21 protein-coding genes and 2 pseudogenes are annotated in these 23,515 nt (G+C 41.7%); 13 read left to right on the top strand and 10 right to left on the bottom strand.

The genetic code is table 11. The features are described from left to right. Positions 1 to 260 (bottom strand): hypothetical protein (locus V7K85_RS00780; RefSeq protein WP_334810759.1); only part of this gene is annotated, 260 nt, incomplete at its 3' end. A 305-nt stretch (positions 261 to 565) separates the two neighbouring features. Here V7K85_RS00780 and V7K85_RS00775 point away from each other — a divergent pair. From V7K85_RS00775 to V7K85_RS00765, 3 genes and pseudogenes are all read left to right on the top strand, one after another. Further along, positions 566 to 802 carry a hypothetical protein gene (locus V7K85_RS00775; RefSeq protein ID WP_334711485.1) on the top strand — a complete coding sequence of 79 codons (237 nt, stop codon included), beginning with the start codon at positions 566 to 568 and terminating at the stop codon, positions 800 to 802. Positions 803 to 1,916: 1,114 nt separating this feature from the next. After that, positions 1,917 to 4,158, top strand: a pseudogene (locus V7K85_RS00770) (response regulator); the annotation flags it as partial. Further along, complete coding sequence (locus V7K85_RS00765) at positions 4,155 to 5,123, top strand: PleD family two-component system response regulator (RefSeq protein WP_334810757.1); 969 nt, start codon at positions 4,155 to 4,157, stop codon at positions 5,121 to 5,123. The pseudogene V7K85_RS00770 and the gene V7K85_RS00765, both read left to right, overlap by 4 nt. Before the next feature lie 62 nt (positions 5,124 to 5,185). On the opposite strand, the gene V7K85_RS00760 is transcribed toward V7K85_RS00765, so the two are convergent. The 3 genes from V7K85_RS00760 to V7K85_RS00750 all read right to left on the bottom strand — a co-directional run bounded on the left by V7K85_RS00760 (position 5,186) and on the right by V7K85_RS00750 (position 7,842). Next, a complete protein-coding gene (locus V7K85_RS00760; RefSeq protein ID WP_334810756.1) occupies positions 5,186 to 6,292 on the bottom strand; it encodes a HigA family addiction module antitoxin in 1,107 nt (368 codons plus the stop codon). Then, positions 6,289 to 6,510: a hypothetical protein gene (locus V7K85_RS00755; RefSeq protein WP_334810755.1), complete on the bottom strand. Its 222-nt coding sequence runs from the start codon at positions 6,508 to 6,510 to the stop codon at positions 6,289 to 6,291. Before V7K85_RS00755 ends, V7K85_RS00760 begins: the two co-directional genes overlap by 4 nt. Before the next feature lie 195 nt (positions 6,511 to 6,705). Further along, on the bottom strand, positions 6,706 to 7,842 hold the full coding sequence (locus V7K85_RS00750) for a cob(I)yrinic acid a,c-diamide adenosyltransferase (RefSeq protein ID WP_334810754.1): 1,137 nt from the start codon (positions 7,840 to 7,842) through the stop codon (positions 6,706 to 6,708). Positions 7,843 to 8,066: 224 nt separating this feature from the next. On the opposite strand from V7K85_RS00750, the gene fraC reads away from it, so the two are divergent. The 4 genes from fraC to V7K85_RS00730 all read left to right on the top strand — a co-directional run bounded on the left by fraC (position 8,067) and on the right by V7K85_RS00730 (position 11,487). Further along, entirely contained in the window at positions 8,067 to 8,606 is a 540-nt protein-coding gene (gene fraC / locus V7K85_RS00745) for a filament integrity protein FraC (RefSeq protein ID WP_334810753.1), read from the top strand. A 63-nt stretch (positions 8,607 to 8,669) separates the two neighbouring features. Further along, on the top strand, positions 8,670 to 9,677 hold the full coding sequence (fraD, locus tag V7K85_RS00740) for a septal junction protein FraD (RefSeq protein WP_334810752.1): 1,008 nt from the start codon (positions 8,670 to 8,672) through the stop codon (positions 9,675 to 9,677). Between the two features lie 89 nt (positions 9,678 to 9,766). Beyond that, positions 9,767 to 10,546, top strand: coding sequence for an ABC transporter permease (locus V7K85_RS00735; RefSeq protein ID WP_334810751.1), 780 nt, complete (start codon positions 9,767 to 9,769; stop codon positions 10,544 to 10,546). 284 nt (positions 10,547 to 10,830) lie between these two features. Next, a complete protein-coding gene (locus V7K85_RS00730; RefSeq protein WP_334810750.1) occupies positions 10,831 to 11,487 on the top strand; it encodes a pentapeptide repeat-containing protein in 657 nt (218 codons plus the stop codon). Positions 11,488 to 11,997: 510 nt separating this feature from the next. On the opposite strand, the gene V7K85_RS00725 is transcribed toward V7K85_RS00730, so the two are convergent. The 3 genes from V7K85_RS00725 to V7K85_RS00715 form a co-directional block, all read right to left on the bottom strand. Further along, on the bottom strand, positions 11,998 to 12,228 hold the full coding sequence (locus tag V7K85_RS00725) for a hypothetical protein (protein WP_334810749.1): 231 nt from the start codon (positions 12,226 to 12,228) through the stop codon (positions 11,998 to 12,000). Between the two features lie 3 nt (positions 12,229 to 12,231). Further along, positions 12,232 to 12,882, bottom strand: coding sequence for a hypothetical protein (locus V7K85_RS00720; RefSeq protein WP_334810748.1), 651 nt, complete (start codon positions 12,880 to 12,882; stop codon positions 12,232 to 12,234). A gap of 235 nt (positions 12,883 to 13,117) precedes the next feature. Beyond that, a complete protein-coding gene (locus V7K85_RS00715) occupies positions 13,118 to 13,441 on the bottom strand; it encodes a hypothetical protein (RefSeq protein ID WP_334810747.1) in 324 nt (107 codons plus the stop codon). A 340-nt stretch (positions 13,442 to 13,781) separates the two neighbouring features. Between V7K85_RS00715 and V7K85_RS00710 the strand changes: the two genes are divergently transcribed. From V7K85_RS00710 to V7K85_RS00700, 3 genes are all read left to right on the top strand, one after another. Continuing rightward, a complete protein-coding gene (locus tag V7K85_RS00710) occupies positions 13,782 to 13,904 on the top strand; it encodes a hypothetical protein (RefSeq protein WP_334810746.1) in 123 nt (40 codons plus the stop codon). Between the two features lie 505 nt (positions 13,905 to 14,409). Next, positions 14,410 to 15,135 carry a hypothetical protein gene (locus V7K85_RS00705; protein ID WP_334810745.1) on the top strand — a complete coding sequence of 242 codons (726 nt, stop codon included), beginning with the start codon at positions 14,410 to 14,412 and terminating at the stop codon, positions 15,133 to 15,135. Positions 15,136 to 15,382: 247 nt separating this feature from the next. After that, positions 15,383 to 16,681 (top strand): hypothetical protein, encoded by a 1,299-nt coding sequence (locus V7K85_RS00700; protein WP_334810744.1) that lies wholly within the window; start codon positions 15,383 to 15,385, stop codon positions 16,679 to 16,681. 362 nt (positions 16,682 to 17,043) lie between these two features. Here V7K85_RS00700 and V7K85_RS00695 read toward each other — a convergent pair whose 3' ends face one another. Beyond that, on the bottom strand, positions 17,044 to 17,898 hold the full coding sequence (locus V7K85_RS00695) for a hypothetical protein (protein WP_334810743.1): 855 nt from the start codon (positions 17,896 to 17,898) through the stop codon (positions 17,044 to 17,046). Between the two features lie 394 nt (positions 17,899 to 18,292). Here V7K85_RS00695 and V7K85_RS36325 point away from each other — a divergent pair. Continuing rightward, a pseudogene (locus tag V7K85_RS36325) lies at positions 18,293 to 18,538 on the top strand (IS701 family transposase); the annotation flags it as partial. A gap of 20 nt (positions 18,539 to 18,558) precedes the next feature. Here the strand turns inward: V7K85_RS36325 and V7K85_RS00690 are convergent. Next, positions 18,559 to 21,573, bottom strand: a complete 3,015-nt coding sequence (locus tag V7K85_RS00690) for a UPF0182 family protein (protein ID WP_334810742.1) — start codon at positions 21,571 to 21,573, stop codon at positions 18,559 to 18,561. 704 nt (positions 21,574 to 22,277) lie between these two features. On the opposite strand from V7K85_RS00690, the gene V7K85_RS00680 reads away from it, so the two are divergent. Both V7K85_RS00680 and V7K85_RS00675 read left to right on the top strand, forming a co-directional pair. Beyond that, entirely contained in the window at positions 22,278 to 22,523 is a 246-nt protein-coding gene (locus V7K85_RS00680) for a type II toxin-antitoxin system Phd/YefM family antitoxin (RefSeq protein ID WP_225892282.1), read from the top strand. Next, complete coding sequence (locus tag V7K85_RS00675; RefSeq protein WP_334810741.1) at positions 22,520 to 22,828, top strand: Txe/YoeB family addiction module toxin; 309 nt, start codon at positions 22,520 to 22,522, stop codon at positions 22,826 to 22,828. The genes V7K85_RS00680 and V7K85_RS00675 overlap by 4 nt, the downstream gene beginning before the upstream one ends. Positions 22,829 to 23,195: 367 nt before the next feature. Here the strand turns inward: V7K85_RS00675 and V7K85_RS00670 are convergent. Continuing rightward, positions 23,196 to 23,515 (bottom strand): WD40 repeat domain-containing protein (locus V7K85_RS00670; RefSeq protein ID WP_442940528.1); only part of this gene is annotated, 320 nt, incomplete at its 5' end.

Raw genomic sequence — 23,515 nt, 5'->3', positions numbered from 1 at the left:
AAGCTAAGAACATCGGGAGCCGGATGCACGGAAACGCGCACGTCCGGATCTAACTGAGAGGTGCGGGGAATAACATCCCCCATCGACTCAACCAAGAAAAATTCAGAAGCGGAGCAGCAGTTGCTCCGCCTGTAATCAAAATCAACGTTTTTCTCTGTTATTCTCATTTTCAAGTGCTTTGAGAACTTTGAGATATAAATTTTATACTCTTTTCGTTTGTTCACTAAATGATGCATTTTTAATAGTATTTTTTCAGACATTAATGTTCATTTTAACACTGATACGGACTTTACTTATGTGTATGCATACAAATCATGCAAACCCAATGATTGCCAAACTTTCTAGTTGAGCATTGTTGTGTCCTGGAAACAATTGCAAATTAAGGCTTTGAGATTCATAGCCACCCGAAAATTCCAACTTAGTTGGTCTAAAATATAGCGCTAAGTGTTGACAATCTATAAATAATCGAATAACAAGGTGGCAGCAGCATTAAAAAAGCGTTAGTGCATTCCTACCTAGAAACTAATTAACGCCCTTCATGAAACTTCATACGGATAACATAATTATGCCAGAAAATACGGATAACAAAGCTTCCAAATCAGACAATCAGGCTATTGCCTATAAAGAACGCCTCAATTCTTGGGCGATCGCTCGTCTACTTCCTAATACGCAACAAGAAATTGTTGCTCGCTTCCGCACCCGTTCTGATGCTGATGGCTATATGCGGCACCTCCCTCAGGAAATACCAAATGCTTCCTACATGGTTGTTTTTGATTGTCAACGCCAAGAAGCTGTGATTTAAAGTATAAGTATAGGCAATAGAAATAGACCTATCTTGAAAATAGGGAACAGCTTACAGGTGACAGGGAACAGGGAAAGAGATTTTCGTTCTGAATTGTGTTCGCATAACGGACGCTTTCTGCTCACTCTGTTAATAAGCATCTCTTGCAAAAAGGACTTTTGCACTCTTGTGGTGAAAAGGGAAGGGTTAAGGGGAAAAAGAAAATTCAATCCCTTTAACCCTTGCTCTTAATCCTCACTACCCTTTTCTTGTGATCATAGGCGTAGCTTGCTTAAAAGTAGGGGTACAGGAATCCTGCCTCTGGATTTCTACGCATTTGTGGTAAAGTTAGGGTTATGATAAAAGAATTAAAAATGCGTAGGCGTAGCCCCTCAAAGACATCATTTACAACTCCAGATTGCAATTCACGCTTCACTCAAAAATTCCTCAATTAACAAGACTTGGGGCAAAATTCCCTTGTTAAACGTAGACAAACTGACGCCACAGTCTACTAGTAGGGACAATTTGCTGCTATCAAAAAATGGTAATTATAACCAGAAGTTATTAAGTTTTTCTGCCAAGATTATATACAAATATTTTACTTAAAAGTAAATTCCGTAATTGTCCCCTTGCTATTGATATTTTAAATTACTTAAAAGTAAAAGTTAGAGCAATAAGCCCTGAAAGTGCTGGAGGGTTAATAAGTAGTCAAACAGCACCGAGATGACTGGTTCAAAACTGTGAAATTTTTCCGCAAACGAGAATACTAGCGCTATTGCTGGGGATTTTCTGCTTAATCTCTGTAGTTCTACTCTGGCAGAGACTCTTAATCCAAATTCCAGGATTATTAACACAAGTAGTATTGATTGCAGGGTTATTGGTTGTTGTCACGCTGACATTATCAATCTATTTTACTCTGGCGATGAAGCAAGTAACCAACGGATAACAGCAATCAATTAGTGGGACTTAGACAAAAAATACCCCAAAAATAGCCTCAAATCTATATACAGAAACACTTTGACATCGCTTTGGTTAGCTTCTTCATATATCTGGGTTTGGGCTATTTTTGAGCCTTTGGTGTATTTCCCTTACCCTGCATAGGTTTGAGGCTTGTTTTTCCCTTAAAAATGTTTAAGTCCCGTTACTAGAAGCAGTGGCGGCTCAACTGGGTATTGCCCTAGCACAGGCTCACTTACTGGAACAAGAAACGCGCCAACGTGAAAAACTTTGCCTTGGAGCAGGCAAAACGTCAGGCAGAAGCTGCAAATCGGGCAAAAAGTGAGTTTTTGGCGATGATGAGCCACGAAATTCGGATTCCAATGAATGCTGTTATTGGCATGACCAATCTACTGCTGTATACTAACCTCACCCCTGAACAGCAAGACTTTGTGGAAACAGTTCGCAGTAGCAAAGATGCTTTGCTCACCATCATCAAGGATATTTTAGATTTCTCCAAGATTGAGTCGGGCAAGCCGGAATTAGAAAAACAGCCTTTTGATTTAAGAGCTTGTGTGGAGCAGGCTATTTCCCTTTTAGCTCCTAAAGCTGCCAAAAAGGATATCGAACTAGCTTACCTGATCCAGCCGCAAGTTCCCACTCAGATCATCGGCGATTTGACTCGTCTGCGCCAAGTCTTGATGAACCTCCTCAACAATGCCATAAAGTTTACTGAAAACGGAGAAGTGGTACTCTCTGTTGAGCTGCGGACTCTTGATTTGGATAAAGAAACTTCTTCCCAGTCTGCGATACCTGTTGTCAAAGAGCAATTTCTCTACGAAATCCAATTTGCGATCAAAGATACAGGTATTGGCATCGCACCAGAGAAGATAGAGCGATTATTTCAACCCTTCACTCAAGCTGATGTCTCCATGACTCGACAATATGGCGGCACAGGGCTAGGATTGATGATCAGCAAGCGGCTAAGTAAGATGATGGGCAGCACCCTTTGGGTGGAAAGCCAGGGGTTTGTTGGTGGCAATCCTAGCCCTAGATGGGAAAGTGGAAAACTATTCTCATCTCCTGACTCTTCCCAAGGTTCAACATTCTATTTCACCATTACAACCAAAGTGGCTGTTCAGTTAGAACAAGCTGAATTAAGCACTTCGCCAGTGCAGCTTGCGTCCAAGCGACTGTTGATTGTGGATGAGAATCTGACGAATCGCCAAATTCTCAGCTTACAAGCAGAGTCTTGGAAGATGGAAACTTATGCTGCCAAATCTGGTAAAGAAGCTTTAGCTGAACTTGCTCAGGGAACGCAGTTTGATATTGCCATTTTAGATATGCAAATGCCGGAAATGGATGGCATAACCCTAGCTCGTGAAATCCGCAAGCAATCTGGTTGTCAAAATCTGCCTTTGGTGATTCTGACTTCTTTGGATAGAGTAGAAACTTCCTCTAACTTTAATGATGTCCAGTTTGCTGCCTCTTTGAGTAAACCCATCAAACACTCTCAACTCTACTTTTGTTTTACCCGTGTTTTGGGTAATCAGCCGATCCAAGCCAGTATTTCTCATTTTCCCTTGGTCGATCAGCATTTGGCCCATCGACTGCCACTGCGGATTCTTCTGGCAGAGGACACGGTTGTCAATCAGAAAGTTGTCTTACTGATGCTACAGAAAATGGGTTATGGGGCGGATGTCGTAACCAATGGGCTAGAAGTGCTCAAGGTTTTGCAAAAACAGTTTTATGACGTAGTGTTGATGGATGTCCATATGCCTGAAATGGATGGGTTAGAAGCAACTCGGAGAATCTGTCAAGAATGGGGAGTGGGTTTTCGTCCCCATATCATTGCCATAACTGCCAATGCAATGCGGGGCGATCGCGAAGTCTGTCTTGCTGCTGGTATGGATGACTACATTAGCAAACCTATTCAGCTTCAAGAGTTAGCTCAGGCACTCACCAAATGTCCACCCCAAAGAAGTTCGGAATTTACTTCCATAGTAAAACTTGGTAAAGTGATGAGCTTAGAATTGCAACCTTCGCAAAATATCCTCCAGTCAGGGCAAAACCAGACATTTAAAACCACCAAAATTGATGCCAAAATTCTCCAATCCTTGCGGAATATGCTCAAAGGAGATCGTGTGGCATTTGCTGAACTGATTGAGTATTATCTTACAGAAACACCGAGACTGATGCAATATATTAGTACAGCTATCACAACTCAGGACACCCAGACTATATGGAAGACAGCCCACCAACTCAAGTCCAGCAGTGCTTCTGTTGGAGCGATGGCTCTGGCGCAGCTTTGCAGGGTGTTAGAAACACAAGGACGCAGCAGTAAATTAGAAAACAGCCTAGAATTATTTTCACAACTATATCAGGAATATGAACAAGTTAAAACTGCCTTACAAAAAGAACTTGCCAAGGAAGTACCATGAAAGCCAATCCTCAAGAAAGTCAATCTTTAGTTCTAGTTGTTGATGATGAACCTTTTATCCGCCTGATATTGCGACATTTCTTGGAGCGGGAAGGGTATCAAATAGTAGAAGCTCAAAATGGCACAGAGGCAATAACAGTTTTTAACCAACTGCACCCTGATATAGTACTCCTTGATGCCATGATGCCGGATATGGATGGGTTCGAGTGTTGCACTCAATTACAATGTCTTGATTGTAGCAAGCACACTCCAGTTTTAATGATTACAGGACTTGAAGATCAAGAGTCAGTTGACCGTGCATTTGAAGTGGGGGCAATGGATTATGTTACCAAACCGATTCACTGGCCAGTTTTGCGACAACGCGTAAAACGCTTGATTCAACAATCTCAGTTACAGCAAAAACTGGAAGCCGTTAATCTGGAATTGCAGCGATTAGTTACTATCGATGGATTAACTCAAGTAGCTAACCGCCGACGGTTTGAAGAGTATTTTAACCAAGAGTGGCAGCGCCTAAAACGCGATCAACGTCCGCTCTCCCTGATTCTTTGCGATGTAGATTTCTTCAAATTATATAACGATACCTATGGTCATCGGGTAGGCGATCGCTGTCTTCAAGAAATTGCTAAAGCTATCAAAGATATTATTAAACGTCCCGGAGACCTAGTTGCCCGTTATGGTGGGGAAGAATTTGCTGTGATTTTACCTAACACAGACACCGAGGGGGCGACTTATGTTGCCGACAAAATTTGCCATGCTGTCCGAACACTAGCAATTCCTCATAAAAATTCCCAAGTTAGTCCTCATGTAACCATTAGTGTCGGGTTCACTACAGAAATTCCTCAGCGAGATTCTGACTTGGAAGAAATGATTACCACAACGGATTGGGCGTTGTATCAAGCAAAGGCAGCAGGACGCGATCGCTTTGTGCAAAATATTCTACTACCCAAAAGCAAAAATTCTCGGTAGTGCGCCAAACTTCACCAAATTTTAAATTTTAAATTAACGTATCGGTTTGTATTATCGTCTGCTTATTCTATACTTTGAAAATGCAAACTCACCTTTAAACCATTCATCCAAGACGGATCAATTAGATGATCGTGTTGCAGCCGACCCACAACAATAGCCGAATGAATACCGATACGCTCCGCAAAATCAATCACATCGGTTTCAGATTTAAGCTTTGCTAATTCCCCCTCATACTTAGGTGGGATCAAAAATTCCCGCGACCATTGATCTGCTTGGCGTTCCTGCTCCGATTTCAAACTTTCCCCACTATTGCATTCATCAAGAAAAATATTTTCCTTATCATGTAGTAGAATATGTGCTGCTTCATGGAAAAAATTAAACCAGAAGCGGTCATTGGTTTTACCGTAAAGCGAAAGTCGAATCAGTGCCTTATGCGGGTTTAACCACCGGGCGACACCACTGACGTGCGCTTTCTTGATTGATGGTACTAAAACAAGCACAACCCCTGCTTCCCAGCACATCTTTTGCATCTGTGGTTCAAATTCCTCTGGCGGTAACACCGTCAAAGTGCGAATTTCCCGCACCGCTTTTTCAAATTTTGGTTTACTGTACTTGGGACAGTTTAGTTGTTCTGCTCTTATTTCCCCCAACCGTAACCAAGTGGAAATAGCACCAACATCACTTTGCTCTTCGCGTGTCCGACGAAAAGCAACTTCCATACCTGCATAATAATTCTGCCAATCTGACGGCGAGGCAACACCGAAAAATTGCAGTAACTTTTTTACCAAACCAGGCTTATTCTTGGCAATTAAACGGCACTTAGGAATTACACCTTGGTTCATCAAGTCTTTGACTGGTAACTGATCTAACCAAGATGTCCACCCCTTTAAGCGGTTTTCTTCTTCTTTCCTTGCCAAAGCGGCGCGATATTGGGCTTCATATCTGAGCCAGAATGCTGCTGTACTACCCATAACCCGTTCTAGCTTCAGGGCTGTTTCTTCATTGATCGGCGCTTTGCCATTGATCAACTGGCTAATATGTTTTGTGGTGTAGCCTAAACGCTCTGCTAATTGTGCCTGTGTCCAATCACGCTCTTCTAATAAATCAGCGATGGCATCACCGGGAGAAGATACCCAATCTGGAGTGAATGGTCGGGTTATCTTAGTCATGGTAATCTCCAATTGAATTCAATACAAACAGCAGTAACTTTTGACCAATCAATGCTTCCATCCTCGGTAAGGGGGATGGGGCCGTTATCTGGCTTAAATACAAGTCTTTTACCACCTTCCAGGTTTACTGCAAATTCACCTGCTTTATCTCCTTTTAAGTGATGGGGATGACCTCTAACTAATTCCGTGACACAACTAGCAGCACCTAGAATAGCCAACTGCGTTCTTAATTTCTTGGCACAGTTTGCACCCAAGTTTGTTTTTGCTAACTTTTGTTGTTCGCATAGGTTTTGCAGCTTGCCGTCAGCAAAGGTGATTTCCAGGCGTTACTAGACTAATATAAGTTTACCAAAATGGTAAACAAATTTGTTATGTTTCTAGAGAATCTAGCATATCAACATAATCAGCAACGCCTAAAAATCTACCCCTCGTTTAAGTTCTACACCTTGATTGGCATAGTGTTTGTGGCAATAAACCTCTGAGTGGACGCTAGCCAAGTCGAAGTAGGCGGGTGGATTTTGACAGCGACCAGTGATAATGATTTCGGTGTCGCGGGGTTTGCGGAGTAAAGCTTGAACAATGGGTTCAACAGGGAGTAGTTCTAAGTCAACGGTGGGATTGAGTTCATCAAGAATAATTGTTTTATATAGACCAGAGGCGATCGCAACTTTAGCAATTTCCCAACCCCGTTCGGCTTCTACGTAGTCTAATTCTTGCCGGGAATTTCGCCAGACGATCGCATCTCGACCACAGCGCTGATGATCCACCACTTCTGGATATGACTGCTGCAAGGCGGCGATCGCTGCGTCTTCTGTGTAGCCAGTACCACCTTTTAGCCACTGCATAATCAACACACGGGTAGATCCGGGATGATTGATTCCCCTACCAATTGCCTGTAAGGCTTTGCCCAAAGCACTAGTAGACTTACCTTTACCAGCACCAGTATAAATTTCAATACCTTCAAGGAAGAGGGCTTTGGCTGTTGGGTGGTGTTGGGGTTTCATTTCTGAGTGCAAATCTGCAATATCGAGCAGCTTTTGCGGTGCGGCGCGTCCGGTAGCAATGATTTCCAACTCTTGGGGTTTGGATTTTAATGTATTTACCACTTCATCTACTGGTAGCAAACCCAAATCCAGAACGGGGTTAATTTCATCAAAGACGACAACTGAATATAAACCACTGGCGATCGCACCTTTGGCCACATCCCAACCCCGCCTCGCTTCATCTCGGTCAAAAGTGGTGATTTCCTCATGCCCAAAAAATTCCGCTCTCCCAGTACGAACCTGATCAATTAAATGGGGAAACCCACGCTGCAAAGCTGCGATCGCGCCATCTTCGTCATAATCACGTTCCGGCCCTTTTAAAAATCGCAGCAGTAAAACGCGGTTAGAATTGCTAGGCGTATTTATCCCCAAGCCAATGGAGCGCAAAACCACCCCCAAAGCCGCTTGAGACTTACCTTTACCCACGCCATCGTAAACGTGGATTTGACCAATGAGCCGTTCTTGACGCACTTGCGCCGTCCGAATACCAATACCGTTCCTTGTCATCTCTGGAAAAGCTATAACGTGGCAGTCTTTAATCTTACCTAACGTCTTGTACTCTCATCTTAGAAACTGCCCCTTTAGCGCCTCCGTACAATGTATTAACAATATCAATAAAAGAATACTTGCACACCAGCTACTTAAAGGACAAGAACAATGTGATAATTTCCCCCATCACCCTCACTATCCCAGTTATACTCTCTACAGCTAACCCTTACCTTTGACCATTTATGCCTGAAAATTGGATGCTTCCCAGGATTTTTCCTATTGGTGGAATTCTGTTTGACTTTTTATTTGTACTGATTGCCATCTCTATCGAAGCATATGTTTTGCACTATCGACTAAAATTTGACAAAAAATCCAGCACTTTTTATGCTATTTCTATCAATGTGTTTTCGAGTGTAATTGGTTGGTCAATATTTTTTGTATCAGAACCAATGTTGCCGATCCAGGTAAAATCAGAATTAATTAACTATATGTTCTTTAATAATTTTAAATCTCCAAAGACACAAAGTTTAATTATCTTAACGGCCTTTATAATTTTCTTTGCTACTTTTTTGATCAAGTTTTTTCTTCTAAGAGTTTTACTACTATCATTAAATGAACCAATTGCTAAAAAAGAAGAGGAACCTCAAACATCTCAACGGCGGCGATGGCGTAGTTTTAGCAATCTTAGATTACAAAGTGGCAATTTAGTTACTACTACATTAATAGCGAATTCACTGAGTTATAGTGTGATCACAATTATTTTATTATTTCGTTCGAAATAGCAAGATTGACTTGTTTAATTACGATGAAAAATAGGGATTTATGAATCAAGTGGAAGGAGGAATATGAATACGCTATTTAAAGATGTATTTGGGGTTTTTAAATTTACTGAAGGGCTTTATGCGGGAATTAGAAAGGTATTAGTTCCACCCAAAGCTTATTCTTGGCAGACATTTATTTATTTGAGTATTTTCTCTTGGGTACTTTCATATTGTGCTATAGGTTATATCAAAGATATTATTGCCTTTTTCGGTTGGTTATTTTTAATTGCCGGCACAGCTTGGTATACAACTGAAGATCCTTTGAGAGTTCCTGGTACTTTTATGCCAGTCGGGGCAGTGATCACTGGATTTTTAGTGAGTGTTTTTGCATTTGGAAATCAACAGGATGTAATTACACCAAGAACAATAGTTTTTTGGCCGACAATTTCAGCACTAATTACAGCAATACCAGAATTTATTGAAGGAAATGACACCGACGCTAAAGCTCGAATTCCGAAGCCAGAAGACCGCCAAAGAATCATAATTTTAGTTGCTAGTAGTATGCTGCTAAGTTGCTGGATTCAGTTTTACTTTGTGATGGATAATTGGTTACGACAATATCCCAGTTTGCAGGCAGATACTTTTAAACGTAGTACCTTTGTTGTCAGAACAGAACAACCAGTAAAAATCCCAAAAAATGGCGTTGTCATTCTAGAGAAACTTCAACCAATAGTAGTAGAACAAATAGCCCAAACACCTTGGTCGGAAGTGGAGAAATGGTTGCTAGATGCGAAACAGCGAGTAGGAAGTCTGGGTAAGGAAGTAATTGAAAAGAACCTGAGTAAATATGAAGAGAAGGAACTATGGCGCGTTGAACCGCGTGTAGCTAATACTAAATCGGGATATATATTAGATTTATTAAGTATTTGGACAGGCCCGAGTTCTAACCCAAGGGGCTATTACTTGAAAAAATCTTGTCGGATTGAACCAGTTGCAGCAGCCAATAATTCAGGGAATAAAATTACAGTTGCAGAAATTGAATGCGATCGCCTCAGTAAATTTATTCCTGGAGCACCGCCTCCGCAGCAATGAGGAGTGGAAAGTGGGGCAGAGGGGACAAGGGTAAGAACCGATGACAAATGACAAATGACAAATGACAAATGACAAATGACTAATAACAAATGACTATTAACAGAATTTTTGTATTGGCAAAGAATGTGTTTCAGGAAGTGGTACGCGATCGCATCCTATATATTGTTGGTTTTTATGCCCTAATACTCGCCACTGCCTTCCGCGTCCTTCCTGAATTTGCAGCTACGACTGAAGACAAAATGTTTTTGGACTTTGGGATGGTGGCGATGAATGCCATCGGGTTAATTGTTACGATATTTGTTGGTACAGGACTGGTTAATAAAGAAATTGAAAAACGCACTATCTTGATGTTAATTGCTAAACCTGTCAGCCGCAGCGAAATTATCGTCGGCAAATACTTGGGTTTATCCGCAGTCCTAGCTGTACTTATCGCCACGATGACAGCAATTTATCTGGTATTTCTGCAATTTGGTAACATTCCTCATCCAACGGTGAGCATTCTAATTGCTGCAATTTTCTTATTTTTGCAGTTGTCATTAATCATCGCTGTGGCTATTACCTTCGGTGTTTTTACTGGTTCTCTGCTAGCGACTGTTTTAACCTTTGCGGTATATTTAATCGGAAATATTACTCAAGATTTAGTACAAATTGGGCGTCTTAGCCGTAACCCTGGTATGGAACGTCTAACTCAAGGTTTGTTTCTCATCTTGCCAGATTTATCTCGATTAGATTTGAAAAATGATGCCGTTTATGGTCTGCAAGCACTACCTGACACAACTGCACTGATTACAAATGCTGGCTATGGCTTATTTTATAGTGCTATGTTGTTAGCGATCGCTATTGTTATTTTTTCACAACGCGAATTTTAGTCATTGGGCATTAGGCATTGGGGGAGCAGAGGAGCAAACAGATTGAGCGCTATTGATTAGCCTTCATGACTCCTAACTACTGTTATATGAATATTTCCTAACCTATGTCAGCATTTTTTGTTTTAAAAACCACTTCAAAAGCCTATTTTCAGGTGATTGGCGATTTTTTGGGAATTTATTTTTGATTATTTACTGAGCTGATCTTCCGGAAGGGGTGTACTCTCAATATACGGATAACTGCCACACTTGACCTTTAAGATAAATTACACCCAGAGGTGAATACCATGAAAAATTATGCTGATAAGCAAGAATTTATATTAAGTCAAATTACAAATAAATATTTTCAACGTCGAGATTTCAGTGGATGTGACTTGAGTGAAATCGACCTGAAAGGAATTGATTTAAGTGGTGTTAACTTCATAGGAGCGGATTTGCGTGGTGCAAATTTGTCTGGCTGTGTCCTTACTCGTGCTAATTTAAGTGGCGCAAATTTGATGCAAGCTAGCTTACGTGAAGCTAATTTGTATGAAGCATCTTTGTGTGAAGCTAATTTGATTAATGCTGATTTAACACGAGCAAATTTGTGCGGAACTTTTTTATGGCGGGTGAAATTCACAGGTAGTAATCTTTTGGGTGCTTCTTTGTGTGATGTGGATTTGAGAGAAGCAGACTTAAGTAAAGCTAAATTAATTGAAGCATCGCTGATTGAAGCTAACTTAAGTTTTGCAAATCTCACAGGAGCAAAGCTATGTGGAGCAAAATTACTAGAAGCTAATTTGACTGGGGCCAACTTAACTGGTGTAGACCTGACATGGGCAAATTTAACCAAGGCAAACTTGAGTAAGGCAAACCTTTGGGAGGCAAAGCTGACTTATGCGAAGTTTCGGGATACTATCATGCCTGATGACACAATTGAGCAACCTCAGATAGTGATTTATTAGTCAGGAGTCAATTTTGATCTGACTTTTAACTCTTATTTGGAAAACCTCGCTTCCATTCCTCTCCCCTTTTAGGGGTTAGTACCGCAAGGCGGAAGTCAATCAATTTTGGATTTTGGATTTTGGATTTTGGATTTTGGATTTATTTCGCCCACAATGCACGGGGCATAAACCAAATAATTCTTTCTTCTTTGATCTAAAATCTAAAATCGTTCGACTGAGTTTAGCCTGAGCGGCGTCGTAAAGCCTGCGGCATAGCTACGCTTAGGGCGCAGGCTCTCGTAGAGAAGGGCGTAGCCGAAGTCTAAAATCTAAAATTGGCAGTCAAAAGCCACTTATTCAAAAGTATTATGGAATGGGCTTTTTAGGGATTTTAAATGGTTGCTCTATTTACGCCGTGGCGTACTAGGGTGTACACACAAGTCTTAAAAACCTAGCTTAATAATGGTTTTCCTCGTTCCCAGAAGCAGCCTGGGAACGAGAAAACAATGGTCAATCCAGAACCCGATACAGTCAAGAGCCTCCAACCAGTAAGATTCCATCTGCCGCGTATCCTGGCAACATCCAGATAGAGAACCATGCCCGATCCATGACATTTATCTGCACTGCCCCAGATGTATAAGCTGGAGAATCACGGTGTACTTTGATTTGTGAACAACGCGGTAAAATAGCACGAGCGCGGGCGTTAAATTCCGGTAATAATTTTTCGCCCAAGGCTTGAATTTGCTCAGAACCAAGATACATGGTTTATTGAGTAGTACCAATAGCAGAATTAAGTTTAAGTTTAATCTTTGTACCTTTTTTGAGAGCAACTTCTCCACCAGGGCTAGACAAAACGAAAGCAGTCGCAGCTGTACCACCTGCTAGCCCACCATGCTTGAATTTAGCTTGATTCCCAAGAAAATGTCCGGCAACTGCACCGCCTAAAACAATGCCTGTATTTTGAATGAACTTACCTTTAGTTTTTGTTTCTACCTGAGTGTTTGTTAAAGTAGCATCAATGGGAGAAGATGCTCCATTCTTTAGCGAAATATCATCAAAAACCAAATGTAAACTCGCTTTTTTCCCTTTTGCAGCTTTGACTACATCTTCCAAATGTCCTTGAATTTGACCATCTTTAAAAACTTTATCTCCTTTTTGAGAAGAATTTTTAATTTTTAAGACAAAGCTGTCATTATTTTGATTTCTCGCTGTAGATATATCTTGTTGAAGAACAGTATCAAAACTTGTTCCACTTGCTACAGATAGTTGATTGTTAGATTGACTAGATGTACTATCAGTTATTGCTGTTTTGTTATTATTAGTAGGAGTGCTGTTGGTCTGGTTACTAGTTTTATTACAAGCCACTGTGCTATTCAAGAGAATAGCACTCAATAATAGGGGAAACAAATTTTTCATTGCTACAGTATTGATGAAATGAATAATCAGAATACAATGTTTTCAGAAAAAAATATAGAAGTTAAAACTTTGTAATCAAATCTACTCAATTTCCAGATTATACTGCTAAAAGTAATTAAAAATTAACATAGAAAATCCCAGAGGTGAAAAAAAATGACTGTAGTAGCGCTTTCGCCCCAAAAAACCCTAATAGACATCTCCAGAAAAGAATGTAGAGACGCGAAATCTCGCGTCTCTACAAGAGTTTGGGTAAACGCATAATTAATTTTCGGAGATGTCTATTGCCCTGGACTGTGATCCGATCTCCCATCGCTACACGAAATCCATTATCCCCAGAGCAGATATTTTGGCGATATCCCTGTATGACGAATTGCTCAGAAGGTAACAAGCTATCTGGTGTTAGTTGCAAGTCTGCTTGGATGAGCAACAGATGAGCGTCGCCCAGCTGCTGCACGCGCTGTACTTGACCCAGCCAACTGAAAAAGTGACCATCAGGTATAGGGTGATTGTTGATAGTTGCATCCAATATGTCAATGCTAAAACTAAATTGCGATCGCACAGTTCAACACCCAATCTTTCGGCACCAATACTCAAAGACGAATAATTATCTACACCCAAGCTACCAGTTAAAGGGTTTGCCTCTTCAACTCTGATAATGAGAATGACTTTGACCAACCTTACCTATCGGACGCAGAGCGCTTCCACATTTGTAAATAGGGAATCGAGTCGCAACAAAGATTTGTAACTAAAACTTAAGGAAATTACTGCTTTCTGTATCGCTTTAAATTGTCAAGTATGATTCAGGCATCGCAGCTTTAAAAGCAGGTAACAAGTAGATTACCAAAATAGGGCGATCGCATCCTTAAAAACAGGTCAAGTTGTAACTTTTGTGTAATTGGATGCTGTTCATTGCAGATCAGGATGAACATGCCATTCAGGGATTGACTGTACTATTTATTGCTACCAGTCTCGCGGTGGAACATCAGATAAAAGTGATGGAGCCTCAAATCAAGGCTGATTAATTAAGTATCTAAAAATTTGACAAATTTATCAAAAGATTTTTCATTGCAATATAATATTTAATCATATTTTAATGTTGTTAACTAAAAATTAAGTTAATTCTTCTAAGTAGGTCGGCGTAAATAATTATCGTTGGGATAAGGCAGGAGGCAGAAGGCAGGAGGCAGGACGGAAAAGGGTTTTAGCTTCGTTTATTTTCTTCACATAGCTTGATTTTATTGTGCCGATTTACTTAATTTATCATCTAAAAATATCTAATCTTTTGATATATTTATCAAAAGATTTTTCATTGTCCTTAGAAGTTAAACCAGATAAATTATAAATGTAAGTAGCATTGACTAAAATTTGATTATCCACACTTGATTACGATAACAAAATCAACCAAGAGCTACTAACTACTTTTGCTAGGATAGTAACAAAAAAGTCATCATCAAGACTTAATATTGTCTATTTTCTGTTGCTATGCTAACAAGATTTTTATTCTAATAATTAGGAGGATTAGTCCTGATGGCAGATTTGAATAATAGTGGCACCGCGAACTCTTCTACTGGCGGGGAGAATCTGTTGAAAGATTCACCCTGGGGTCGCTTGAGTGAAGTTATGAGTGATAAAGACCTTGGCAATATATTCAGTGGTGTTGGTAAGGGAGAAAGTAGCGGTAGTCCATTTGGTGGTAGTGGTAGTGCTAGTGCTAGTGCTAGTAAGCCTGATTTAGCCTATGGTGGTAATCCTTTCGCTGGTGACAACTTTTGGAATATCTTTGCAGGCGGTAAAAATCCATCCGCAGGCGCTGGGAACCAGGGTAGTACCACCGACCCTTTGACTGGTGTTGGCAGCCAGGGCGGTAGTATTAGCACAACTGAAATACCGGACGGATTCGGTTTGAGGGTTACTATTGATAACTTAGTTAACTCAAAGCTTAAAGAGGAACAGGGTGGCAGCGTAATCCCGTCATCTGGTGGTGGCATGCCATCATTTGGTGGCGGCGGTGCTGGTGGTGGCATGCCATCATTTGGTGGTAGCGGTGCTGGTGGCGGTATGCCATCATTTGGTGGTAGCGGTGCTGGTGGCGGCATGCCATCATTTGGTGGTGGCGGTGCTAGTGGCGAAATCCCATCATTTGGTGGTGGCAGTGCTGGTGGCGGCATGCCATCATTTGGTGGTGGCAGTGCTGGTGGCGGCATGCCATCATTTGGTGGTGGCAGTGCTGGTGGCGGCATCCCGTTCCCTTAGTAGCGATAGTCATCAGAATCTTTTAAACAATCATGAGTTCTTCAGTACATACTATGCTATATTGACTATGTTATGCACTGAAACTCTTTATTAGTAAGGACTTTAGGCAAGATTTTCTGTCAAAGTTACAGGAAAAATGATTAAAGCCTTTATTTAGAGAAATTTTGGGTTTAGCAAATTCATACTTAGCATAATAGGTACTGAAGACTCCAAAATTTTTTAACTAAAAATTGGAGAATTAGTACCGATGGAAGCGTCTGCTGTCAATTCCATTAATGGTGAGGTTAACAGGTTTAGTGCCGCTGGCGATCGCAACCTGTATAGCGGTAGTTCCTTTGCTACCAATAGCAGTTTATATCCTGAAGGCAGCTTGTTGACGGGTGGTAGCAACCCCTTTACAGGTAATACTCCCATTCCAGGTGGCGGTATCAACCCCTTTGCTGGCGATGGTGGCAGTAAGCTTCAGCAATTGATTTTTGATCGCTTGAAGTTATTTCTGGGTAAAAATTTTTTCCAGGATACTAACAACACATTAGCAGGTGGAAGTAACCCATTTCTAAACGGTGGCAATATCATTGCAAGTGGCGGTATCAACCCCTTTGCTAGCAACAGTAGTCCTATAGCAGGTGCTGGAAGTCTACTTCAACAATCGCCTTTCGATCCGTTGAGAGAAGTCCTTGGTAATAATATACCCTTTAGTAACGGTGGCAATACGTTTAATGCTGGTAGTAGTAACCCTGTTACTAGTACTGGTAGTCCACCCTTTAATAAGGGCAACGCACCCGTTGGTAAGAGCAACAGGAACTTTGGTAGTAAGAACGCAACCATTGGTAATTTTAACTCTGATTACGGCAGCAACAGCGCAACCATTGGCAATGGCAACTGGAACTTTAATAATGACAACGCAACTATCGGTAATGGCAACTGGCTATTTGCAAAGGGTAACACAATCCTTGGTAACGGTAACTGGTATTGGGACAACGGAAGTAATAATTCAACACTAGGTAATGGTAATTGGCACTTCGGGAGTAACAACGCAACCATTGGAAATGGTAATTGGGACTTCGGTAGTAACAATACAATTATTGGTAATGGTAACTGGGTTTTTACGAGTGGAAATGAAATCATTGGTAATAGCAAATGGCTAGTGGATAGTGAAAAGACAACCATTGAAAACATCAATAACCCCAGCAGTTTAGAGTTATTGCCCCAAGGGTTAAGGACAGATGTTAACAATCTGATTGACTCCCTTATAGGTAAAATAGGTCAAAATTTTCTTGGGTTAACAGGAGATTTTGATGTATCAAGTAGCCAGACGTTTAACCGACTCATTTCTTCTAGAAGTGTTGGTATTAATGACACTAATATATCTACGGATATTGAGCAACTTTTGGCATCACTCAGCCCAATTCAAGGGAATCTGATTAATTATCAGCTTCTGCAAAACCCTCAGCCTGTCCCAGAACCTGCTTCTTTAGTGTCGCTGGTAGTAATGGGACTTGGGTGTTTGCTGTTGTCAGTGTTCAAAAAACAACAACGCTGTTAATATAAATTCAATTCCTCAAAGCTTATCAAAATTTATTTCCAGTTATTCCGCCTTGGAGATGAAATTTTTCAATGTCCACCCGATAGTGCTTTATTTATATAAAACCTGCTATAAATCCCTTAAACTCTCTGTCTTAATTATTCTTAAATTGCCAGAAACTCAATCAATAGAATCGAAGCGATTTCCTATAATCAATACTGCACTCATTGGTAACCATACAAGAAAATAAATTAATCATTGCAATACCTTCGCTAAAAAAAGAGTATGAAGAGATCGGGCTGTCGTAGTAGAGTTTTAGGACGTATTCATCCCGTTTCTACGGGCGTTAAACCCTCGTAATTTGGCAACGGTATTGCAAAGAGCTACTTTTTTGCCTTCAGCAAGACAGCCATCCCGTCATAATCGCCGGTCGTGAGCGTTGGGTTATTCACGATCGCATTATCTAAGTTCAGATACCCGTTTATCTGGTACTCTGTTTTTATATTAATGTTCTTGGCAAAATCATCCCGCGCCTGATCGAAGGAGACGAACTGGTGCTTAATTTTTGAGAACGGTATCACTTTCTCACGGCTGAATGCGCCGATAAAAACATACGCCCCTTTGTAACGATAAGGTCCGAAGATCCTGCCATGATTATTGTTGAAGATATATGGCTCGTTTGAAAAAGCATGATCTTGACTTTGCGGGATTTGTGCCTGAAGTTGCTCGTCGATGTATCCCCAATACCCACTTGAGTGCCCTTCACGACTGGGATAACCCGCTGCCGTACAAGCCGCGATCAGTCGATTCTTGGCTTCTTCGGGCGAATTTGCTACTGGATCGACAATGATGATATTGATCGGCTCCCTTAGAGTCTTCCCCTGATAGAGTTCACCCAACCAGTCAGCCGGTGTGAAATCCGGATTGAGCATCCATTTCCCGATTTCGGGGAGAAGCGTGGGCTGTACCACCTCATCAGGCTTGGGTCGGAAGTTGGCAACAAGTTTTTCACTGATCGACTTACCAGTGTTAGTCTTTTGAGGGTTGGACGTTTGGTGGGCTGAGGCCATCCGGGAAGAAATAGCTGCGGTGAGTACTAACAAAGAGGCAAACCCAAGCAAAGTAGTTTTTACGCCGATCACTGAAATGATGCCGCCATGATTTCGTTTGTGGATAGGATTAGACGAGCGAGGCGATACAGCAGTGGCTTTTGGTTTTGACAAGTTAAAGAAGTTCATTGACGAATTAAAGAAGTTCGTTATTATGTTTAATCGACACGCCAAGAATCATTGGGACACAACCTCATACCAATTCTGTATGAAGATGCGCTAAACGAAATGAGGAACGAACCGCAAAGGACGCAAAGGACACAAAGAAAGAAAGAAATAAGAAGCCAATAAAATTTGGCGCAGCCTCACAAAGAAATGGTATCAGCATTTGGATAAAGTCGAGTTTGATGCATTACCTTGCGGAAAATCAGCGTAAGTTGAAGCCGCGACAACCTTTAATTCACTTTTGCTTCGATAGTTCCTAAGTTAGAGTGTAATCGAGAAGAACTAGGGAAGATAGATGCAGCCCAAAAGTAACAAATGATTAAGAAGAGGATGTATCAGATAAATGTTGCTCACGGTAATGAGATTTACTAAACTTAATTACTGCCAGTACTTGGTAAGTAGTCAAATCAATTATATCCTTACAAATTTAGCGTCACATTTAGAGCAGATTAGCCATGATAAAATCAATCGTTATTTAAAAAACGATAAATTAACACCTCGGCAACTCTTGGATAATGTTAAAGATTTAATAGAAAAAAATGAGCAGGTCTATTTAGTTTTTGATGACATAGTAATTGATAAACGATACGCTCTAGAAATAGAGGGACTTTTGCAAGAGGTCTACTAATCTGGCGGGACTGCTTCCTCTACTGGACGAATAATCGCAGAAGCTGGTGTAACTTCTGGTTGAAAAATTCCCTGTAATGCTTGTTCTAAGGTTTGTGCCATGACAATCCGGTTTTCGTAAGCCACGACTACCCGCACCAAAGTTGGCAGACTATTCTGTGTGGCTTCTAGATAAATTGGCTCGACATACAGCAGCGATTGCTCAATGGGAATTACTAGTAGATTGCCTTGAATGGCTCTCGACCCTTGGCGATTCCACAAAGAAATTTGCCGGGAAATTACGGGGTCTTGGTTAATCCGCGCCTCGATTTGCTCTGGCCCGTAAATCAGGCGTTCCTTAGGAAAGACATATAGCAACAGCCTACCGTAGTTCTTGCCATCCGATCGCGCCGCTAACCAAGCAATTAAATTAGTCCGTTGTTTGGGAGTATAGGGCAGAAGCAGAATAAATTCTTCTCTACGAGAAGCTGCGTCAACAAAGGTAACGGTGGGTAGACTAGTAATCAAATAGTACGGCTCTACCGGACGGGGTTCACTGCCATAGATTTCGTTGGGGATTTGCCACTGGTCTTCCCGGTTGTAAAATACCTGGGGGTCGGTCATGTGGTAGGTCATCAACCGCTCAGATTGAATTTTGAAAAAGTCCACCGGATACCGGGTATGACTGCGGAGATTTACTGGCATTGTACTGAACGGTTTAAACATTTTGGGAAATATCGTTGACCAAGTAGCAATGATCGGATCGGTTGGATCGGCAATGTAAAACTTAACAGTGCCCTGATAGGCATCAATCACTACCTTGATCGAGTTGCGAATGTAGTTGATGCCATCGCTACCAGTGTCTGAGTAGGGATAGCGATCGCTTGTCGTGTAGGCATCAACAATCCAGTAAAGATAACTGAGATTACTTGGGAAATCTTGATTAGCAGCAGCAGCCACTAAATAAGGGTCGCTATCAAATTTCAGGAAGGGTGCGATCGCTTGAATTCTTTGCTTGACATTTCGCCGAAGTAGCACCTTTGTATCTGGCAAAAAGTCCCGCGTCAGCACCATCTGCCAATCTTTCAAATACATCGCAAATAGCCAGCGTCGCCATGCTGAACCGATTTCAATGCCACCCAAACCATCGTAAGAGTTGTAAACATTGTCACTACCACTGGGGTAGTCTAGCTCTCTAACTTTTGTGCCAGTCATCACATAATTATTAGTAATTTCACCGTAATAAATCCGGGGTTGCCCAATCGGAATACTTTGACGAATGGCTTCATTGGAAGTTGTCAGAGCGCTACTATCACCGCTAATATCTTTGACAAAATATTCTGGCAGCCCACCCGGCCCAACTGTATTAACTGGGCTAACAGTAAACCCAAAACCGTGCGTATAAATAAGGCGGCGGTTAACCCATGTTTGAGCTTCCTGTGGTACGGCACTGTAGTCTAATTCTCGTGCCGCAATCAGTACCTGCCGCCGTTCTCTTGGTTCAACTGGTTCCTGCTTAGGTTCTGGTGGCTTTTGGGGAGCAGATGGTCGGCGTGAAGTTTCATCTTTTACTAGAGTATATCGATCAATATCGGCATCAAGGAACCGATAGTAGGGTCGAATTTGTTGCAGTTGACGGTTGGTTTCTAACAGTGGTCGCTCATCCCACAGGCGAATATTGCGAATTGTTAAGGCATTCTTTTGAATATCAGCTTCAGTCAATGTTCCTTGTGGGTTGAAGGTTCTAGCATCGATCGCCTCTAAATCGAATGCTTGGCGAGTCAAGGCGATAGTCCGCTGAATGTAGGGTTGCTCTCGTTGCAACTCATTAGGTTGGACAATTAAATATTGCACCACAGTCGGTAGAACAACGTCAGCGGCTGCAACTAGTATTAGATAAACCCCTAACCCGTAAAACACCAAGGGACGATACTGAGATTTGGGTTTCCAGAAAAATGTTCGCCAAAGTAGGTAAAAGGCGATCGCAACTGCCAGAATGCACAAGACGGTGTAAGCTGGCAACTGGGCTGTCACATCCGTATAGCTGGCACCATAACTTACTCCACGGGTAGAATACACCAGTTCATAGCGACTTTGCCAATAACTCAGAACTACTACCAGCATCAATAAGCCAGCCATAGCGGATAAATGACGCAGCTGCTGGGGTGAAAAACCAGGGAAAATTCCCTGACTCAAACTGTCCCCTGACAGCAGATAAGTGAGAGTAACGGCGAGGAAGCCGTACAAACATAATCCCATCAGCCAGAGTTCTAGCAGTTCCCAAAAGGGTAAGGAAAATACGTAAAAGCTGATATCTCGACCAAATAAAGGCTCAGTGCTGTTGAAAAGCGTGGGGTGAAAATATTGCAACACCTTTGGCCAGTGTTGAAATATGATGAAGGCAAAAATCGGACTGGACAAAACTGCGATCGCTCTGAGTAAAAATTGGTGATAAATTAAGATGGCGATCGCTACTCCCACAATTAAACCGAGATACCAGACTTGAGAGACAATTTGCCTTAAGAGTTGCCAGATTGTCTCTGGTCGGAATAGGGCGGGAATGGGTAGACTAGCGTTATTAACTGGAGAATGCCAGTAGTAAAGAGCAATTTGACCATAGTGAGCCAGCATCAACCCGATCAATAAGCTCAGTACCAGAGTTAGGGGTAATAACCAGCGCAATCTTAATGGTTGAAAGCGTTGCGGCGCAAGTATCCGAGTTTCGTTGCGTCTTGGATAATCAGGACTGAGAAAATTTGTTAATTCACTGCCCAATTCTGCTGACTCAATCTTCAAAGACTGGGGATATTTTAGCCGTTGTGCTAGAGCCAGATTTAGCAGTAGATAGGCAGCAGTTATCCCAGCCACCACTACCCACAAAACACCACGAGTCACCGCCCTCAACAGAAATACTTGGAGATAGCCGACTTCCTGAAACCAAAAAATCTCTGCTCCCAGGCGGGAAGCCAGATCCAGGAGTAGCCATAGCCCTAAGAATACAATTAATAGTCTAAAGCCCCATTTCCAATACATTGATATGTAATTTAAGAAGAACGTCAATTCTCTATTTGCAAGCTGGGTACTCTTTGAAATTCTCGAACATTAGATGTTACAACAATATGATTGTGAGTTAGTGCTGTTGCTGCGATCAGTACATCATAAGAATGCGTCTAAATATCAAAATGCTTCAACCTTAAATGTGATTTGTGCCATCATCGAGTGCTTACAACGTAGTTCCAGTTTAAAACATTGATTTTAGTTGAGTTAGCCTTATACTTTCCCCTACGCTACAAGAGCAGCGATGCTTACGGCGGGCTACACCTAGGCTCTTTACTCACCATAATTCACTTACATTATATTATTCTTTGCGATCGCACCATTCAACATAAAATCATCCCATTTTTTACCATTTGAGAGTAAGCGATGTCTAAGGGCGGGCTATGACGCTCGTTCGCCTTTGGCGTCTCCCCTTGGGAGAAGACTCGCTACCGCTTCTCTACGAGACGCTGCGCGTAGCTTGCTTCCACGAAGTGGTACGCTATCGGCGTCGCTTTTCATTCACCATCATTCACCCTTGGATCTCGGTTGTTGCAATTCTGATCAATGAAATTTCGTATTCAAAAGGGTTTGTCATTAAACATCGCTTTTCACTCACTATAATTTAATACGCACGCTCCCTACTTACTTGCATAACTTCGTAGATAAACTAAAGTAAAGTTATCGTGAGCTAAAAAAGCATGATGTCTTCGCTTCCCGTCAACGACGCTCAAAATAATTTACAAGAGCTGATAGACCAAGTTGCAGAGCAGGGTAAGCCTGTGATCATTCAGGGTGAACGTGGTAATGCGATTCTGCTTGCGGAAAAAGACTGGTCTGCAATTCAGGAGACTCTTTACTTGTTATCTATACCTGGAATGGGAGAATCTATAAAAGAAGGGCTAGCAACTCCGATCCAAGAATGCGATGAGGAGTTGGATTGGTGAGTCAGCGCAGTAATGGAGAGCCACTTCCAAATTCTGAAGAAGTGAGTTGGAGGTTGGTTTACACAAAACAAGCGCAAAAAGATGCCAAGAAGTTAGCTTCTAGTAATTTAAAGGAAAAAGCTGAGGAGTTGCTTGTAGTTCTTAAAAAAAATCCCTTTCAAAATCCTCCACCTTATGAAAAGCTGGTTGGTGATTTATCAGGTGCATATTCTCGCAGGATAAACATACAGCATCGGTTGGTATATGAAGTCATCGAATCCGAACAAGTAGTTAAGATAATTCGGATGTGGACGCATTACGAGTAAGTTTTAAGTAGTTGATTACAAGATTTAATTTTGGGGTTGACCCGAACTTGATATTAATTATGGTTGACTCTTAAATAATCGCCCTTCACTCACAATAATTGACCCTTGGATCTAGGATATTGCAGTTCAGAGGTCGAACTTCCGAGTAAAAAGGTCGAACTTCCGAGTAAAAAGGTGGAACTTCCGAGTAAAAAGGTGGAACTGCCGAGTAAAAAGGTCGGACTTCCGAGTAAAAAGGTCGGACTTCCGAGTAAAAAGGTCGGACTGCCGAGTAAAAAGGTGGAACTGCCGAGTTCTGAAGGTGAAAACTGGAGTTCTGAGCTTCAACATTGCAGATTAGAGGTTTATTTTTCCTATTTTCTTCTTATTAATCCCCGCTTTTAACTTCTTCTTTACTCCAAACATATTTGCGGCAGACTTCGCAAGCGGCTTTTGCTTCCTCAGTTTGCAGATTGGTGAAGATGGGATGGTAGCGCAACCTGTTGCAACAGACTTGCAACCATGCACGCCAGCCACCCCACCACAACCGCACTGTGCCGTCTTCACCGCCACTGACAATAGTCTGCCCATCGGCGCTGATGGCGACAGAATTGACATAACGTTCATGACCACGCAAAGGTTCAGCTAAGGTCTGACCTTGCAGGTTCCACAACCGCACCGTGCCGTCAGTACCGCCACTGACAATCG

Origin of the sequence: Nostoc sp. (assembly GCF_036917615.1) — a bacterium.
GTDB lineage: Bacteria > Cyanobacteriota > Cyanobacteriia > Cyanobacteriales > Nostocaceae > Nostoc.
Note: the sequence above shows the minus strand (reverse complement) of the source record. Positions and strands in the feature narration are given on the sequence as shown.